This window comes from Geomobilimonas luticola (genome assembly GCF_018476905.1).
Lineage (GTDB): Bacteria > Desulfobacterota > Desulfuromonadia > Geobacterales > Geobacteraceae > Geomobilimonas > Geomobilimonas luticola.
Genome location: NZ_JAHCVK010000009.1, coordinates 1 through 15,581, shown reverse-complemented (window position 1 = coordinate 15,581; position 15,581 = coordinate 1). Strand labels below are relative to the sequence as shown.

12 protein-coding genes are annotated in these 15,581 nt (G+C 58.3%); 4 read left to right on the top strand and 8 right to left on the bottom strand.

Features of this window, described 5'->3' with window-relative positions:
• Positions 1-9: 9 nt before the first annotated feature.
• The 6 genes from KI810_RS14380 to rpsB form a co-directional block, all read right to left on the bottom strand.
• On the bottom strand, positions 10-807 hold the full coding sequence (locus KI810_RS14380; protein WP_214176352.1) for a phosphatidate cytidylyltransferase: 798 nt from the start codon (positions 805-807) through the stop codon (positions 10-12).
• Positions 808-809: 2 nt separating this feature from the next.
• A complete protein-coding gene (uppS, locus tag KI810_RS14375; protein WP_214176263.1) occupies positions 810-1,550 on the bottom strand; it encodes an undecaprenyl pyrophosphate synthase in 741 nt (246 codons plus the stop codon).
• A 123-nt stretch (positions 1,551-1,673) separates the two neighbouring features.
• Entirely contained in the window at positions 1,674-2,231 is a 558-nt protein-coding gene (frr, locus tag KI810_RS14370; protein ID WP_214176262.1) for a ribosome recycling factor, read from the bottom strand.
• A gap of 1 nt (position 2,232) precedes the next feature.
• Positions 2,233-2,952: a UMP kinase gene (gene pyrH, locus KI810_RS14365; protein WP_214176261.1), complete on the bottom strand. Its 720-nt coding sequence runs from the start codon at positions 2,950-2,952 to the stop codon at positions 2,233-2,235.
• A 70-nt stretch (positions 2,953-3,022) separates the two neighbouring features.
• Positions 3,023-3,673: a translation elongation factor Ts gene (gene tsf / locus KI810_RS14360; RefSeq protein ID WP_214176260.1), complete on the bottom strand. Its 651-nt coding sequence runs from the start codon at positions 3,671-3,673 to the stop codon at positions 3,023-3,025.
• A gap of 73 nt (positions 3,674-3,746) precedes the next feature.
• Complete coding sequence (rpsB, locus tag KI810_RS14355) at positions 3,747-4,517, bottom strand: 30S ribosomal protein S2 (RefSeq protein WP_214176259.1); 771 nt, start codon at positions 4,515-4,517, stop codon at positions 3,747-3,749.
• A 376-nt stretch (positions 4,518-4,893) separates the two neighbouring features.
• On the opposite strand from rpsB, the gene KI810_RS14350 reads away from it, so the two are divergent.
• The 4 genes from KI810_RS14350 to KI810_RS14335 all read left to right on the top strand — a co-directional run bounded on the left by KI810_RS14350 (position 4,894) and on the right by KI810_RS14335 (position 9,042).
• The gene (locus KI810_RS14350; RefSeq protein WP_214176258.1) at positions 4,894-5,706 is read left to right on the top strand and encodes a phosphate ABC transporter substrate-binding protein; all 813 of its coding nucleotides are present in this window, start codon (positions 4,894-4,896) and stop codon (positions 5,704-5,706) included.
• Between the two features lie 101 nt (positions 5,707-5,807).
• Positions 5,808-6,977 carry an LPS export ABC transporter permease LptF gene (gene lptF, locus KI810_RS14345; RefSeq protein ID WP_214176257.1) on the top strand — a complete coding sequence of 390 codons (1,170 nt, stop codon included), beginning with the start codon at positions 5,808-5,810 and terminating at the stop codon, positions 6,975-6,977.
• Entirely contained in the window at positions 6,974-8,053 is a 1,080-nt protein-coding gene (gene lptG / locus KI810_RS14340; RefSeq protein WP_214176256.1) for an LPS export ABC transporter permease LptG, read from the top strand. Before lptF ends, lptG begins: the two co-directional genes overlap by 4 nt.
• Before the next feature lie 71 nt (positions 8,054-8,124).
• Positions 8,125-9,042 (top strand): IPT/TIG domain-containing protein, encoded by a 918-nt coding sequence (locus KI810_RS14335; RefSeq protein WP_343213512.1) that lies wholly within the window; start codon positions 8,125-8,127, stop codon positions 9,040-9,042.
• A gap of 319 nt (positions 9,043-9,361) precedes the next feature.
• On the opposite strand, the gene KI810_RS14330 is transcribed toward KI810_RS14335, so the two are convergent.
• Both KI810_RS14330 and ahcY read right to left on the bottom strand, forming a co-directional pair.
• Positions 9,362-13,570: a beta strand repeat-containing protein gene (locus KI810_RS14330; RefSeq protein ID WP_214176254.1), complete on the bottom strand. Its 4,209-nt coding sequence runs from the start codon at positions 13,568-13,570 to the stop codon at positions 9,362-9,364.
• A 408-nt stretch (positions 13,571-13,978) separates the two neighbouring features.
• Positions 13,979-15,376, bottom strand: coding sequence for an adenosylhomocysteinase (gene ahcY / locus KI810_RS14325; protein ID WP_214176253.1), 1,398 nt, complete (start codon positions 15,374-15,376; stop codon positions 13,979-13,981).
• Positions 15,377-15,581: the final 205 nt, after the last annotated feature.

The following is a 15,581-nucleotide window of genomic DNA, read 5'->3' as shown; positions in this document are numbered from 1 at the left end:
CGGGATGGATTATCCGCGCTGGATGACGTAGTGCAGGTAGTAAAAGAGTACCGGTGCGGCGAACAGTATGCTGTCGAGACGGTCCAGGATGCCGCCATGGCCAGGAATGATCACACCCGAATCCTTGACCCCGCAACTCCGCTTCAGAAGCGATTCGAACAGGTCACCCAGCTGTCCGAGCGGAGCAGCCAAAAGGGTCACGACAAGACAGTCGACCACTGCCAGTTCGGGGAACCAGAGAAACCTGAGCCCAAGCGCTCCTGCCAGGCTGCCGGCCACCCCCCCCAGTGCCCCCTCGATGCTCTTCTTCGGGCTGACCGCCGGGTAGAGTTTCCGCTTCCCCCAACTGCTCCCCACGTAGTATGCCGCACTGTCGCCGGTCATGACTATCACGAGAAGGAGGAATATCCACTGGACCCCATGGGGCGCCATTCGGAGCAGAACGAGATGGCCAAGGAGAAGCGGCACATAGAGAAAGCCGAAACAGAGCAGCGCGGTCTCCCCTGCTGCCAGCCGGATATCCCGGAAGCGAAACAGGAAATGGAGCGCAAAGAGCAGGACAATGAGGGTCAGGAGCGCCGGGAAGCGAAGGGGGTCAGTACCGATCATGGCCAGGGGGAGGAGAGAGCCGAGCAGTGAAGCCAGTATCCCTTCGAGCCTCCTCTCCGGAAGCGCCATGCCATAGAACTCCGTCAGCCCCAGGAAGGTGAGGAGCAGAACGAAACAGGCGAAGAGAAACGCGCTCCCCTTGAGAATGAGGAGGATAAGGAGGGGGAGTGCCACTGCCGCTGTCAGTAACCGTTTGATACTCAGCTCCTTTTCTGCAGCTGGTCGCTGGTCTGGCCGAAGCGCCGTTCACGGGCCTGGTAATCGTGAAGCGCCCGGTGCAGTTCCTTCTTCCCGAAATCGGGCCAGTTGACGTCGCAGTAATACAGCTCAGTGTACGCCAGCTGCCAGAGGAGGAAATTGCTGATGCGCATCTCGCCACTGGTCCGGATAAGCAGGTCCGGGTCGGGCATGTCGGCGGTATAGAGATAGCCGTTGAAGAGCGTCTCATCGACCTCGTCGAGAGTAATCCTTCCGGCAGCCATGTCGCCTGCCAGCTGCCGGGCAGCCCGGACGATTTCCTGGCGTGACCCGTAGGAAAGCGCCAGGGTCAGCACCATGCCACTGTTGGAGGCGGTCTGGGTCAGAGCGTCCGTCACCTCGCGCTCCACGTCCGGCGGCAGTTCGGAACGGTCGCCGATCACATTGAAACGGATGTTGTTTTTCATCATGCGGGGGGTTTCGGAACGGATGTACTTCTTGAGGAGCGTCATCAGGGCCGTGACTTCGCTCTTGGGACGGAGCCAGTTCTCGGTCGAAAAGGCGTAGAGCGTCAAATACCCGATGCCGAGAGTGGAGCATTCCTCGACGATAAGCCTGACGGTTTCCACCCCCCGCTGATGACCGACTATCCGTCGCAGCATGCGCTGTTTGGCCCACCGTCCGTTCCCGTCCATGATAACGGCCAGATGACGGGGGAGCCTGTCGGGATTCAAGGTGTGCATACAACCCCTAAAACAAAAAATCCCCATGAACACAGGGGTGCAGGGGATTTAATCATAATTACGGATACTTCGCAAGCAAAAAAGGGAGGTATATCCTCCCTTCGCTTGCGGGCAAATAGTGCTCTAAACTTCCATGACTTCCTTTTCCTTGTGCGCCACCACCTCGTCAACCTTTGCGACGTGCTTGTCGGTGTGGTCCTGGACTTCCTTCTCCGCCCGTTTCAGATCGTCTTCGGATATCTTCTTGTCCTTCTCCAGCTTTTTCAGGTCGTCGATGGCATCCCGGCGGATGTTGCGCAACGCCACCTTGGATTCTTCCCCCATCTTCTTCAACTGCTTGACGATATCCTTGCGGCGTTCCTCGGTGAGGGGGGGGAGGTTGAGGCGTATCACCTTGCCGTCATTGGCCGGCGTCAACCCCAGGTTGGCGTTCATGATCGCCTTTTCGATGATCGGGATCATCTTTGCTTCCCATGGCTGGATGGTAATGGTCCGTGCTTCGGGAACGGCCAGGGTCGCCACCTGGCTGAGGGGAGACGGGTTGCCGTAATAGTCTATCTTCACGTCATCGAGAAGCGCCGTCGAAGCACGGCCGGTACGGATTTTCTGGAATTCCTTGCGCAGGGCGTCAATGGTCTTGTCCATGTGGACGTCCATGGCGGAGATAACGTTCTTGGTCATGCTATGCTCCTTTCACGATGGTGCCGATATCCTCGCCGCACACCACCTTCGTCACGTTGCCGTCGGTCGTGATATCGAACACTATGATGGGAAGACTGTTGTCCATGCAGAGGGAGGTCGCGGTGGCATCCATGACCTGGAGCCCCTTTTTCAGGACTTCCAGATAGGTAAGGGTAGAATACTTGACCGCGGTCGCATCCTTTTTCGGGTCGGCGGAGTAGACCCCGTCCACCTTGGTCCCCTTGAGAATAACCTCGGCACCGATCTCCATGGCCCGCAGACTTGCCGCCGTATCGGTAGTAAAATAGGGATTCCCGGTACCGGCCCCGAAGATGACCACCCGCCCCTTTTCCAGATGGCGGATTGCCCGGCGGCGGATATACGGCTCAGCAACTTCCTGCATGGCGATGGCGGACTGGACGCGGGTGTCGACGCCGATCTTCTCCAGGGCATCCTGCATGGCAAGGGAGTTGATCATGGTGGCGAGCATCCCCATGTAGTCGGCGCTGGCCCGGTCCATCCCCTTGGAGGACGCCGCCAGCCCGCGGAAAATATTGCCGCCGCCGATCACCAGCGCGAGCTCGACCCCGCACGCTACCACCTCCTTGACCTCGTTGGCAATGGTTGTGATGATGAGGGGATCGATACCGTACCCCTGGTCGCCGGCGAGGGCTTCACCGGAAAGCTTCAACAGCACCCGCTTGTAGTAGGGTTTCGCCATGTTTTCTCCGCTTGTCAGGTATAGTGCACAAAAAAGCCGGCCATGTGACTGGCCGGCTGTTGGCTTGACTCTAAAGGCCGGCCGTGGCAGCAACCTCAGCGGCGAAGTCGCTTTCTTTCTTGGCCAAACCTTCGCCGAGGACGAACCGGGCGAAACGCCGGATGGAGATATTCTCGCCGATGGTGGCGATGGTCTCGTTCAGGTAGGTCTGGATGGTCTTGTCCGGGTCCTTCACGTAGGCCTGCTCCATGAGGCAGATGTCGGCAAAGAATTTGTTGACCTGCCCCTCGATGATTTTCTCGATGATGTTCTCCGGCTTGCCGGTTTCCCGTGCCTTGGCCCGGTAAATCTCCTTCTCCCGCTCCAGAACGTCGGAAGTGACCTCTTCGCGGCGCACGAACTGCGGTCCGGCAGCGGCGATGTGCATGGCGACGTCTTTGACAAAAGCTTGGAAATTCTCGTTCTTGGCCACGAAATCGGTCTCGCAGTTCACTTCCACGAGCACGCCGATCTTGCCGCCGGCATGGATGTAGGAACCGACCAGCCCTTCCGTGGCAGCCCGGCCAGCCTTTTTGGATGCAGCGGCCAGCCCCTTCTTGCGCAGGTAGTCGATGGCCTGCTCGTGGTCACCACCGGTCTCCGTCAGTGCTTTCTTGCAATCCATCAGGCCGGCGCCGGTCGCTTTTCTCAGTTCGTTAACCTGTGCTGCTGTAATGCTCACGATATCCTCCAGTTCATAACGGCCCGTAGCGGGCCTGACAGGTAGTATGTCACGCGCCCCTTGCAGGGCAGAATCAGGCTTCGGCAGCCGGTTCGGCGGCGGCGACTTCAGCGGCTTCAGCCTGCTCGTCGCCTGACTTGTCGGCCTGCAGATCCATATTCCGGGCCTGGCCACCTTCCGTCATCGCATCGGCCATCTTGCTGGTCAGCAGGCGGATGGCGCGAATGGCATCGTCGTTACCCGGTATGACGTAGTCGATGCTGTCGGGATCGCAGTTGGTGTCGACGATCGCCACAACGGGAATGCCGAGTTTCTTCGCTTCCGCAACGGCGATTTCTTCGTTCTTCGGATCGATGACGAACAGCATTCCGGGGAGTTTCCCCATCCCCTTGATGCCGCCGAGGGTCTTTTCCAGCTTCTCCCGCTCTTTTTCGAGCTGCAACGCCTCTTTCTTGGTATACGCATCGATGGTGCCGTCGGCAAACATGGCGTCGAGTTTCTTGAGCCGGTCAATACTCTGCTTGACGGTGGCGAAATTGGTCAGCATCCCCCCCAGCCAGCGCTGGTTCACGTAGTACATGCCACAGCGTGAGGCCTCTTCTGCCACCGCGTCCTGGGCCTGCTTCTTCGTCCCGACAAACAGCATGGTTTCGCCGGAACGGGCCGAATCAACGACGTAGTTGTAGGCATTCTTGAAGAGGCGGACCGTCTTCTGCAGGTCGATGATGTAGATGCCGTTACGGGCGCCGAAGATGTACGGCTTCATCTTCGGGTTCCAGCGCTTGGTCTGGTGGCCGAAATGGACGCCGGCCTCCAGCAGTTCCTTCATGGTGATGTTGGACATGTTTTTTCTCCTTTTGGTTTTCCCTCCGCACCCCCATTCTCCCGGAATCCGCGCCATGCGGACACCACCGGGCCACAAAGGGTGCGTGCGAATTTGAAAAGCATTTCTGTATATCACAAGGCGCTTCCGTTTGGCAAGGAGAATTTACCGTCGCGTCCCGGCGAAGCAAGTCCATCCCTCAACAAAGATGAACAAAACAATATTAACAAACACTATTATAATAAGCTTGTATTACGAACAAATATTTGCTAACGTACCGCAACCAAAAACGTCCATTTTTCAAGGACCTGATTGGGAAAACTGAGTATTTGGAAATATCACTTTGAGAATATTTATTACCAAGACATTTTTCTGCGGGGCATGGTCTGCAGCTGCGATGGCGGCAGTAAGCGTTTTTTTTCTAACGTCCGCTGCGCGTGCGGCGGGGACCATCGACTACAGCGGCTCCATCTCCATCGGCATCGGCATCCTCCAGGCCGGCGCCTCCCATGCATTTGAAAAAAAGACCGGCATAAAATTCACGTCCATCGACACAGCCGGCTCCGGCAAGGGAATCAAGGCGCTGCTGCAAGGAAAAGCCTCTCTGGCAGGACTGACAAGGCCGATAGCACCCGCCGAAAAAGCCAGGAATCTGGTCGCGATCACCATCGGCTACGATACGCTCGGCATCTTTGTCCACCAGAACAATCCGGTCAAGAACCTTTCAACGGCACAACTCAAGGGCATTTTCACTGGCAGGATCACCAACTGGCGGGAGGTCGGAGGGGAAAACGCCCCCATCGCAGCAACCATCGAGGACCCGAACGGCGGACGAGCTGCGGTGGAGATGCTCCGAAAGATAGTGATGGGCGGAGCACCTTATGCCAAGGGGCTGAAGCAGATTGAGTCCCCGCTGGACCAGCTGAAACATACTGCCCGTACGGAAAATGGCATCTGCGTCGTCAATCTCGGCATATTCCCGTCACTGGACCCGGCTTTCGGCAAAAGACTCAAGGTCGTGATGATGAACGACTATGCACCGACCCCCGACAACATCGCCTCCGGCAGGTACCCCATCACCATCCCGCTGCAGCTCGTGAGGGAAAGCCCTCCGAGGAACGAGGAACGGCAGTTCATATCTTTCATGCTCTCCAAAGAGGGGCAGGCCATAGTCAACAAGCATTTCGTGCCGCTGCAGAAAGGGCACTGATACAACCACAACCCGCAGACGTCAAGACACAGCCGTCGGCTTCCCCCGCAAAGCCGCCCGCTCTTTACTTCCCCCCCCATCTCATGTATCATGCCCCGGTTATGAAAGCCACCCTCTACCGCTATCTTTTCAGGGAAATAAGCGTGCCGTTCCTGCTCGGCATGACAACCTTCACCTCCGTCCTCCTCATGGGCCGTCTTCTGAAGCTGGCCGACATGGTGGTGGCAAAGGGGGTTCCCTTCAGCGACGTTCTCTGGATGGTCGTCTATCTGCTTCCCTACTTCTGTCTCGTCACGATCCCGATGGCGGTGCTGCTGGCGGTGCTGCTGGCTTTCGGCCGGCTTTCGGCTGACAGCGAGGTAACTGCCATGAAGGCCTGCGGCATAAGCCTCTACGGCCTGCTTCCCCCCGTTATCGCCTTCGCACTCTTCGCCTATATAGCGACTACCCTCGTAACTCTCTACGGCATCCCCTGGGGAAACACATCCTTCAGGCGACTCGTGACGAGCATCGCCGAGGAAAGGGGGGCAAAGGCCCTCAAGGAACAGGTTTTCATCGATGACTTTCCCGGCCTGATGCTCTACCTCAACCGCTATTCCCCCCAGGACCAGCGCATCACCGGCATTCTCATCCAGGACGACCGGAACCCCGCCGAACCGTCAACCATTTTTGCCTCCTCAGGCGTAATTTTTTCGGATCCCGCAACCCGGGAGATACGCCTCCTCCTCTATAACGGCGGAATTCACCGCCCGGTCGGGAAAACCGGCTACCGACTGGTGGAATTCCAGGAATACGACCTGAAGATAAACATTCCCCAGGCTACGCAGGAAGTACTGAAAAACGAGATGGACATGAGCCTGTCCGAACTGTATGCAAACATCAATTCGCCCCGCCTTGACCGCAAGCTCCGCACCGACATGGAGCTGGAAGTACAGCGACGCTTTTCACTCCCCTTTGCCTGTTTCGTTTTTGCCCTGATCGCCATACCCCTCGGCATTCAGAACCAGCGCTCCGGCAAGGGGGCCGGTTTTTCGCTCAGCATCGGCGTGCTGATCGTCTACTATGTCATTCTTACAGCCTTCAAGGCCATGGGTGAACGAGGGATGGTGACACCGCTGGTTGCCATGTGGTCTCCCAACCTCCTGTTCGTTGCCTTCGGCATCTACCTGTTTCACCAGACCGCAGAGGAGCGGCGTCTCTACCTGTTCACGGCGCTGGCGGAAGCAGGGCGCAGAATCCGTCATGCCTTCACTACCGGAAGAACGCCATGAGAATTCTCAGCCGCTACATCACCACCGTCTACCTGCGGATGATCTGCCTCTGTGGCGGCTCGTTCATTGCCATCTACTTGGTGATCGACTTCCTGGAAAAAGTCACCAGGCTTGCCAAGTACGAGCCTGAATTGCAGCACCTCGCCCTTTACTTCGCCGTAAAGATCCCGGAAATGGTCAACCAGGTCGCCCCCCTCGCTACCCTGATGGCAACCATGCTGACCCTCGGCACGCTGGCAAAAAACAGCGAAATAATCGCCATGAGAAGTTGCGGCGTCGGCCTTGTCCGCATAAGTATCCCCCTCCTGGCCACCGCCCTGCTCATCAGCCTGGCGGTTCTCCTGAACGGAGAATTCATCGTCCCCCGCTCCAACGCGCGGCTTGACCAGATAGAAAACATTCTCATCAAGAAAAAGAGCGCCGACACCTTTTTCCGTCAGAGCAACATCTGGCACCGGGAAGAGAACATCCTGCTCCAGTCCCGGCTTTTCGTCCCCGCCACCCGGACCCTTCAGGGGATAACTTTCTGGCAACTGGCTCCCGACATGCGGCCGGTCCGGCGCATCGACGCCGGCACGGGGTCCCTCTCCGACAACGGCTGGCTGTTCCGGAATGTGACCATCCGGGACTTCGCCAACGGCAACGTAACCGCGACACGGACCGTTGCCGAATTACCGGTACAACTGCAACTCAAACCCGCCGACCTCAAGGTCCTGGAAAAGTATGCCGACAACATGGGATTCATCGCCCTGCGCAACTACTGCGAGAAACTCCAGAGCGGCGGGTATGATGCCACCCGTTACCTTACCCAGATGCACTCCCGGCTGTCACTCCCTTTTTCCACCCTGGTCATGGCGTTCCTCGGCATCCCCTTCGCCCTGAAAAGCGGGCGTTCCAGCGGCATCGCCGTCGGTATCGGCCTGAGCATCCTCATAGGTTTCGGCTTCTTCGTCATCAACTCTACCCTCATCACCTTCGGCCAGGGGGGAGTTCTTCCCCCCCTTATTGCCGCCTGGGCCGCCAACGCCATCTTCGCCGCAATCGGGGTCTGGCTGACCCTGACGGTAAACCGTTGACAAGCCGGGCGACCGTGTTTTAATTGCGGTGGAGCATGTCGCATGCAGTTACCGCGAAAGGAGAAACCGCCGTGCCCATACGGTTCGTAGCAGTTTCCGTCCTGCTGCTCATGGCGATCCCGGTCACCGCCCCGGCCGCCGGTAAGCAGCTGGCCCAGAAATCCGCAAATTCCAAACCGGCAGGCCAGGACAAACGTCCCGCCATTTCCATCCTCAGCATTGTCCCTACCCAGGGTGAACCGGGTAACAACGTCACCCTCTCCGGAGCAGGGTTCTCCGACACGACCACCGTTTTCCTCGGCAGCAACGAGATTCAGCCCCGGGTCATCGGTGCAAGGCAGCTCAACTTCGATATTCCCAGGCTGGCACCCGGTCTCTACGCCATCTATCTGCGCCGGGAAGACGGCACCACCAGCAAGACATACTCCTTCACCGTCATGCCCCTCAAGCCGGTCGCCCTCTCCCTCACGCCGGACACAATCCAGAGCTGCGCCACCGGCCGGGAACGGGACGTCACCCTCACCGGCCGCAACTTCCAGGAAGGATCCCAGGTCCTCTTCGACGGGGCGGTTATCGCCAGCCGCTTCGGCTCCGAGGAGGCCCTCTCCTTCACCACCCCCACCGTAGCCGGCGGGCTCCACCAGATCCAGGTGAAAAACCCCGAGGACACCATGACCATCCCCCTGGCCCTCATGATCAACAGCCGACCCGAAGTAACGAGCGTTTCCCAGGGGAATGATTACGTCAACTACTATGAACTGATCATCGAGGGGCGCAACTTCCTACAGGGATCGGTGCTCACCGTTGACGGCAAGCGGCTGGGGAGCAGCAGCGGTCCGGCCGGCGAACGGGAGCGGCTCATCTACTTCGATTGCAACCGCCTTGTCTACGAACGCCATCCCTACGACTCCACCCCCAAGAACTTCCGCCTCCAGGTCGTCAACCAGAACGGTGAGGAGAGTGCCGTGGTGCAGGTGACGGCACCGTAGGACATCCCCGAAAGCCACCGTAACCCACCCTCCTGCACAGCTTGTCGCCGTCGGCCAGTTTGCTTTTGATGGCCTGCACCGATACCTTGGCAGATGTTGTTACCAGAAAAGCGCAGCCTCTGTTCCGGATGCAGACCAAGCCATGCAGGACCTTTTCTGTCAAAGTAAAGCCCGAGCCCAACGACAAGTCCCAGACCCGCCGCCGTGACTGTTTTCCGCCACACCAGCATAAAAAAATCCCCGCCTAGGCGGGGATTTTTATCTGCCAGCTGGTCTTGGCAAACACCAAGCCCTTTGATTTAGGTCGACTTATGCTTCGTTACCAGTTCCCCACCACCGGAACCGCGTTGCCGAGGCCGACGCCGAACATCCCGTAGATGTCCGTAGGCTCGCCGTCCCAGGCCCAGTTGTTGCTCTTGTCCAGGAACCAGTTCCCTTCGCTGTATATGCCGATCTTGGTAATGCCGTCCCCGGTCCAGTCTCCGGTCACCGGGACCGCGTTGGAAAGGCCGACGCCGAACACGCCGAACGTGTCGGTTGGGGCTCCGTCCCAGGCCCAGTTGTGGTTCTTGTCCAGGAACCAGTTTCCATCGCTGTAGACCCCGATCTTGGTTATGTGGTCGCCGGTCCAGTCCCCGACCACCGGCTTGGCATTGGGAAGACCGACACCGAACACGCCTCGGACATCTGTCCCTTCCCCGTCCCAGGCCCAGTTCTGGTTCATGTCCAGATACCAGATGCCGTCAGCATAGATACCTATCTTTGTCTTGCCGTCGCCGTTCCAGTCACCCACCACGGGAATTGCATTGGAGACTCCGACGCCGAACATCCCCATGACGTCGATCCCCTCGCCATCCCACTGGCCGTTGCCGTTCATATCGAGATACCAGATGCCGTCAACGAACACCCCGATCTCGGTCTTGCCGTCGCCGTTCCAGTCACCCACCACGGGAATTGCCCCGGCAATTCCCAGACCGAAAAGTCCGAGTTTGTCCGTAGGCGTACCGTCCCATGCCCAGCTCTGGTTTGCATCCAGGTACCAGTAGCCGTCGCTGAAAATGCCGATCTTGGCAGCCGTATTGCCGGCAGCGGGGTTGACCGTCAGTTTGCCGGCATTGGCACTACTGTACCCGTCATTGGAACCAGTCAGATCACCATAGACATACGGCCCACCGAAGTAGGAAAAGCGATAGGCGTAGTCGTAGGAACCGGCGGTCGTCACGGAAAGGTTCGTTACATACTCGTGGTTCCCTCCCTGTTGGGTGTTATAGGTTGCCGTCTTCCAGATCCAGGACGGACTGCTGGGATCGGTCCCCTGGGGCCCGTACCCCACTTCGCCAACCAGGCCGGCTACCGGCCCCGGTCCTGCGGTCGTAACATTCCACACCGTCACCTGGCCATAGATATTTGGCGTCGACGTTGTCGTCGTCACCGTAATGGCAGAAGGGGAAGTGAGCCAACTAAACGCCACTTGCGGCACATTGCACTGCACCGCAATCTCCGACACGCCAGGGGCATGGGTGGTGACGTTCAGGAAGCCATTGCCACCCGTCCCAATGTTTGCATTGATGCCGATATTCGCCCCATCTTCCACGTCCCTCACCAGAAACATACCGCTGGCATCGGTTGCCGTCGTGCCGGTGAACTGCCCGGTAACGGAATCAAAGTAGCGGACAACATAGCTCGGACTCGGTCCGTACGCGGTAACAGTCCCGCCGCTGATGGCAACGGCGAGATTGGCACTGTTTACGAGCCGGCCGAGGATGGCCCCCTTGCCGGTGGTAACGCCGAGGACGGTGGAGACTTCAGTCGGGGTCAAGAGCCTGTAGGAATACGGCAGCGTCACGTTGGACGGGCTGTTGAGCCAGCCGGTGTAGACCGGTACGTAGGTGGCCCCTTGGCTCATCCTCAGTTCAAAGCCGCTGGACGGAATGTTGTTGAGGGTAAAGGTACCGTCGGGAGCGGAGGTGGCCGTGTTGGTGCTGCCCAGTTGTTCTATCGAAATATTGCCCAGGAGATTACCGGCGTTGTCGATGACCGACCCGGAAACGGAGATGATGGAAGCCGCCGGCATATCCACATTGGTAACGGCACCGGCATAGCCGCTCGCCATGACGGAATTGATCTGGTAGCCGGTCTTCGCAGCTGTGACCGTTGCGGAACCAAGCAGATGGGTGATATAGAAAACCCCGTTGGCACCGGTAGAGGTGCCGGCGACCGGCGTACCGCTGCCGTTGTCATACATGACGGTCCCAGAGGTGGAACTGACCGCTACCCCCGCGACACCGTTGGCGGTGTTCGTGGCGTCGTATACCCGGCCGCGGATCACTCCCGTTGTGGTGTCGCCACCATTCCAGGCGGTGAAGCTTGCAGCGGGGTAAAGCGCCATGTTCTGGCTCAGGTTGAACTGATTGGTGTTAATGGTCCCGGTGTAGGCCGGCGCATAGCCAGTGGCACTGAAGCCAAGGGTGAAATCCGTGTTCTGGGGGACGACACCATTCAGGGCGTAGTTGCCGGAGGAGGTGGTGGTGCTGGGCGTGTGGGGCGTCCCATTGAGGGTAAAGGAGGCGGTGACGGTGGCACCCGTGATGCCGGCCATCGTCCCGGCATCGGTGACCATACCATTGATCTGGAGGGTCTGCAGGACGTTGAGCTGCGCGGCACTGTTGTCGCTGGTCTTGCCGGTTGAGGTATCCTGTACCTGAAGATTGAAGTTACAGGCATTCGTCGGAACGACCACCGTCAGTTGGGTCGCGGTCGCGGTTGCCGCCGTTGCCTCTGCACCGCAACCGAAAATGACTTTGTTGTTCCCGGCAGTGGTATTGAAATTGAATCCGCTGATGGTCACCGTGTCACCCGGCAGCACGGTAGTCGGGGTAAAGGTGGCAATGGCCGGCTTGGAAGTAGAAACGAACCAGGTGCTCTTCTGCGCCTGGTTGCCGGCCGCGTCCTGAACGGAAATGGTCCACTCGTTCCGGCTTCCGTCGTTGATTGTCAATCCCGAAACAGATTGCGACAGCGTACTGCTCGGCATATTGTTGTAATTATAGTTAAAGCCAGGGATATTGGCCCACATGGAGTAGGTATACTGGGCTGGAGGAGATGCCGGCGCAGTCCAGGAGAAAGTAAGAGGATTCGAGTCCGGCATCGGCCAGGTAAAATATCCCTGGGGCACCGTAGGAGTCGCGAAGCTGTCAAGGACCACCGTTGGATTGAGGGTGACCGTATCCGCCGTCGTTATGCCGGCATACTTGATCGCCACGTTGTAGGCATCGGTCGCCTGGGGGCGGTTGTTGTTGACGTTGAGCCACGACTGGAACCCTCCCCAACTGCTGATGCCGAGGTCCATGGGATAGGTAAGCCCGTTAGCGGAAGGGCCGCCCGTCACCGTGATATTCGTCAGGACCTCCGTCATGGAGCGGGCACCGATGACCACGTTGTAACTGTCGTTGGGCGGCGTATTGGAATCCTGGTAATGACTGGTAGTGAGGAACGGAGAGGACTTGCTGCCGTCCAGGGTGACCGTCTGGCCCGTGAGAGAAGATCCCGCCACGGTGATCACCAGCGCCTGCTGGTCGGAGGTCATATAATCGCCGGAGCCGATTTTCCCGTCACCGTTCGCATCGCCCAGGGCGTAGAGGGAATAGGTCCCGTCGGGCACACCGGATATGGTGAAGGGGTTGGAAAGCTGGGGAGGGTTGGCCACCCAGGCGACGGCTGCCGGCGGCCCATCGCTCGGCACCAAGGCTACATAGAGGTTCCCCGTGGGAGCTGATATCCCCGACAGGTTGACCGTACCGGAGACCGTCACACCTGTTGCCGGCGGATTGATGGTCGTCGAGGCGACCGGGCTGGCTGCCGATTCCGTGGTGCCGACCAAGGCGGCTGCCTGGACATAGAGGGGAGTACCGTTACTGACGTTTAAAAGGGCAAAGGCGTTGTCACCACCGGGAACAGCAATGTATTGCAAGGGGTTCGTCGTCTTCGGCGTGGAGCTTGTGGTTGACCAGTAGATCTTGTAGGAGTCGGCAATCTTGTTGCCGTTGCCATCCCTCGGCTCGTCCCAACCAACGAAGGCGCCATTGGCGCCGGGAAGGATCATGGCTCCGGCTGGCGCCACCGGAGCAACATTCGGGCGGGAAGTGAAGGTGACGGTAGTGGTGCTGTTGAGCGTGTAATCGCCATTGGAGATGGTTATCGTTCCGGGAGAGGTCCAGGTCGGGTCATTGGGATGGGGAACACCAGTGCCTGACCCGTCCACGAACGCCTTAAGGATGTAGCTGCCGCTGGGGACACCTCGGATCTGGAAATTGGGCCAGGTGGGAGCAGTGGAACCGATACTCAGGCCGAGTCCCGTATCGCCGCCGTACTGCTGCTGGAGGTACAGGTAGACCCGCCCCGTCCGGCCGCTCGTGTTGCTGATTGTGCCGCTGATGTTCCAGGCATGGGCCGACGCCACGCCGACGAGCAGCACCAGAAACGTTACCACCGGAATGATCCGGCTCCAGAAACCACGTAAACCTTTCATACACCCTCCTTTTCACTATCCTCTAAGCTGAACACATTTGACCGAGACAATCAGAATGTTATACAAAACGAGAAAACAAAAAACTCACACCCGGAAAGACAGGGACACGTGTCATTATCATTACAAACCAGAAACTACGCAATAAGACGTACGACCATTACGTAATTTAGCGGAAATCCCTCCCCGTTCCTACCACATTACACTCCTCCATAAGGGACAACAACCAAACCGAACAACGTTTTACACTTATCCTCAACTTTTCCGGTTATGTAAATTTGCATATGCCTTGCCAACAAAAAATCACATTGCAATATCGGATAGTTACCAAGAAAAAAGCCGCCGGAGAATGCTCTCCGACGGCCCTGTTCACTGCAGCCCCTCTCCCAGAGGGAGAAGGGATCCATTACATTAATACCGGTAATGGTCGGTCTTGTACGGCCCTTCCTTCGGCAGCCCAAGGTATGCCGCCTGCTCGTCGGTCAGCTCGGTGAGCATGGCACCGAGGGTCCGGAGCTGGAGCCGGGCCACCTTTTCATCCAGATGCTTGGGAAGGATGTAGACCCCCACCGGGTACTTGCCCGGATTGCAGTAGAGCTCCATCTGGGCCAGGGTCTGGTTGGCGAAGGAGGAGGACATGACGTAGGAAGGATGGCCGGTGGCGCAGCCGAGGTTGACAAGGCGGCCTTCCGCCAGGAGGATGAGTCTTTTGCCGTCGGGGAAGATGATGTGGTCCACCTGGGGCTTGATGTTCTCCCAGGTATACTGTTTGAGGGCTGCCACCTCGATCTCGTTGTCAAAGTGGCCGATGTTGCAGACAATGGCGTTGTGCTTCATCCGCTTCATGTGCTCATGGGTAATGACGTGGTAGTTGCCGGTGGCGGTAACGAAGATGTCAGCCTTGTCGGCGGCATACTCCATGGTCACCACCTTGTACCCTTCCATGGCCGCCTGGAGGGCGCAGATCGGATCGATCTCCGTCACCCAGACCTGGGCCTGGAGGCCACGCAGCGCCTGGGCCGAACCTTTGCCCACCTCGCCATAGCCGCAGATGACCGCAACCTTGCCGGCAACCATGACGTCGGTGGCCCGCTTGATGCCATCAACGAGAGATTCGCGGCAGCCATAGATATTGTCGAACTTGGACTTGGTGACCGAGTCGTTGACGTTGATGGCGGGAAACTTGAGCCGCCCCTTCTCGTGCATCTGGTAGAGCCGGTGGACGCCGGTGGTGGTCTCCTCGGTGACCCCCTTGATGGCGGCGGCGGTTTTCGCGTACCACCCCGGCTTCTCAGCCAGCCGCTTTTTGATGGAGGCGAACAGGAATTCCTCCTCTTCGCAGGTGGGATTGGCGATGACGGAAGGATCTTTCTCTGCATCGCTCCCCAGATGCATCAGCAGGGTGGCATCGCCGCCGTCGTCCAGGATCATGTTGGGGGCGCCGCCGTCGTGCCATTCGAATATCCGGTGGGTGAATTCCCAGTAGTCCGCCAGGGACTCACCCTTGAAGGCGAAGACCGGGATGCCGGCTGCGGCGATGGCGGCCGCAGCGTGATCCTGGGTTGAGAAGATGTTGCACGAGGCCCAGCGCACCTCGGCCCCCAGCACCGTCAGGGTTTCGATGAGCATGGCGGTCTGGATGGTCATGTGGAGCGAACCGGCAATACGGGCACCCTTGAGGGGCTTCGCCGCGGCAAACTCCTCGCGGATCGCCATGAGCCCCGGCATCTCGGTTTCGGCGATAATCATCTCCTTGCGCCCCCAGGGTGCAAGGGAAAGGTCAGCTACGTGGTAGTCAGTAAAGCTCATGATATCCTCCAGGAACGTGATTGTTTCGCAAAAAGAAAGGGTTTTATACCATCTTTGTCCCGCAAGGTCAAAACCATTCCCGGTAGCCACTAAAAAAAGGGGAGCGAATCACTCGCCCCCCCTTTTCACTTTTCACTTTTCACTTTTCACTTTTCACTTTTCACTTTTCACTTTTCACTTTTCACTTTTCACTTTTCACTTTTCA

What these genes read in the sequence shown, in the direction of transcription:
- ahcY (WP_214176253.1), bottom strand. Translation starts at nt 15,376, where the DNA reads ATGAGCTTTACTGACTACCACGTAGCTGACCTTTCCCTTGCACCCTGG.
- rpsB (WP_214176259.1), bottom strand. Translation starts at nt 4,517, where the DNA reads ATGTCCAACATCACCATGAAGGAACTGCTGGAGGCCGGCGTCCATTTC.
- frr (WP_214176262.1), bottom strand. Translation starts at nt 2,231, where the DNA reads ATGACCAAGAACGTTATCTCCGCCATGGACGTCCACATGGACAAGACC.
- KI810_RS14350 (WP_214176258.1), top strand. Translation starts at nt 4,894, where the DNA reads ATGGCGGCAGTAAGCGTTTTTTTTCTAACGTCCGCTGCGCGTGCGGCG.
- uppS (WP_214176263.1), bottom strand. Translation starts at nt 1,550, where the DNA reads ATGCACACCTTGAATCCCGACAGGCTCCCCCGTCATCTGGCCGTTATC.
- lptG (WP_214176256.1), top strand. Translation starts at nt 6,974, where the DNA reads ATGAGAATTCTCAGCCGCTACATCACCACCGTCTACCTGCGGATGATC.
- KI810_RS14330 (WP_214176254.1), bottom strand. Translation starts at nt 13,570, where the DNA reads ATGAAAGGTTTACGTGGTTTCTGGAGCCGGATCATTCCGGTGGTAACG.
- lptF (WP_214176257.1), top strand. Translation starts at nt 5,808, where the DNA reads ATGAAAGCCACCCTCTACCGCTATCTTTTCAGGGAAATAAGCGTGCCG.
- pyrH (WP_214176261.1), bottom strand. Translation starts at nt 2,952, where the DNA reads ATGGCGAAACCCTACTACAAGCGGGTGCTGTTGAAGCTTTCCGGTGAA.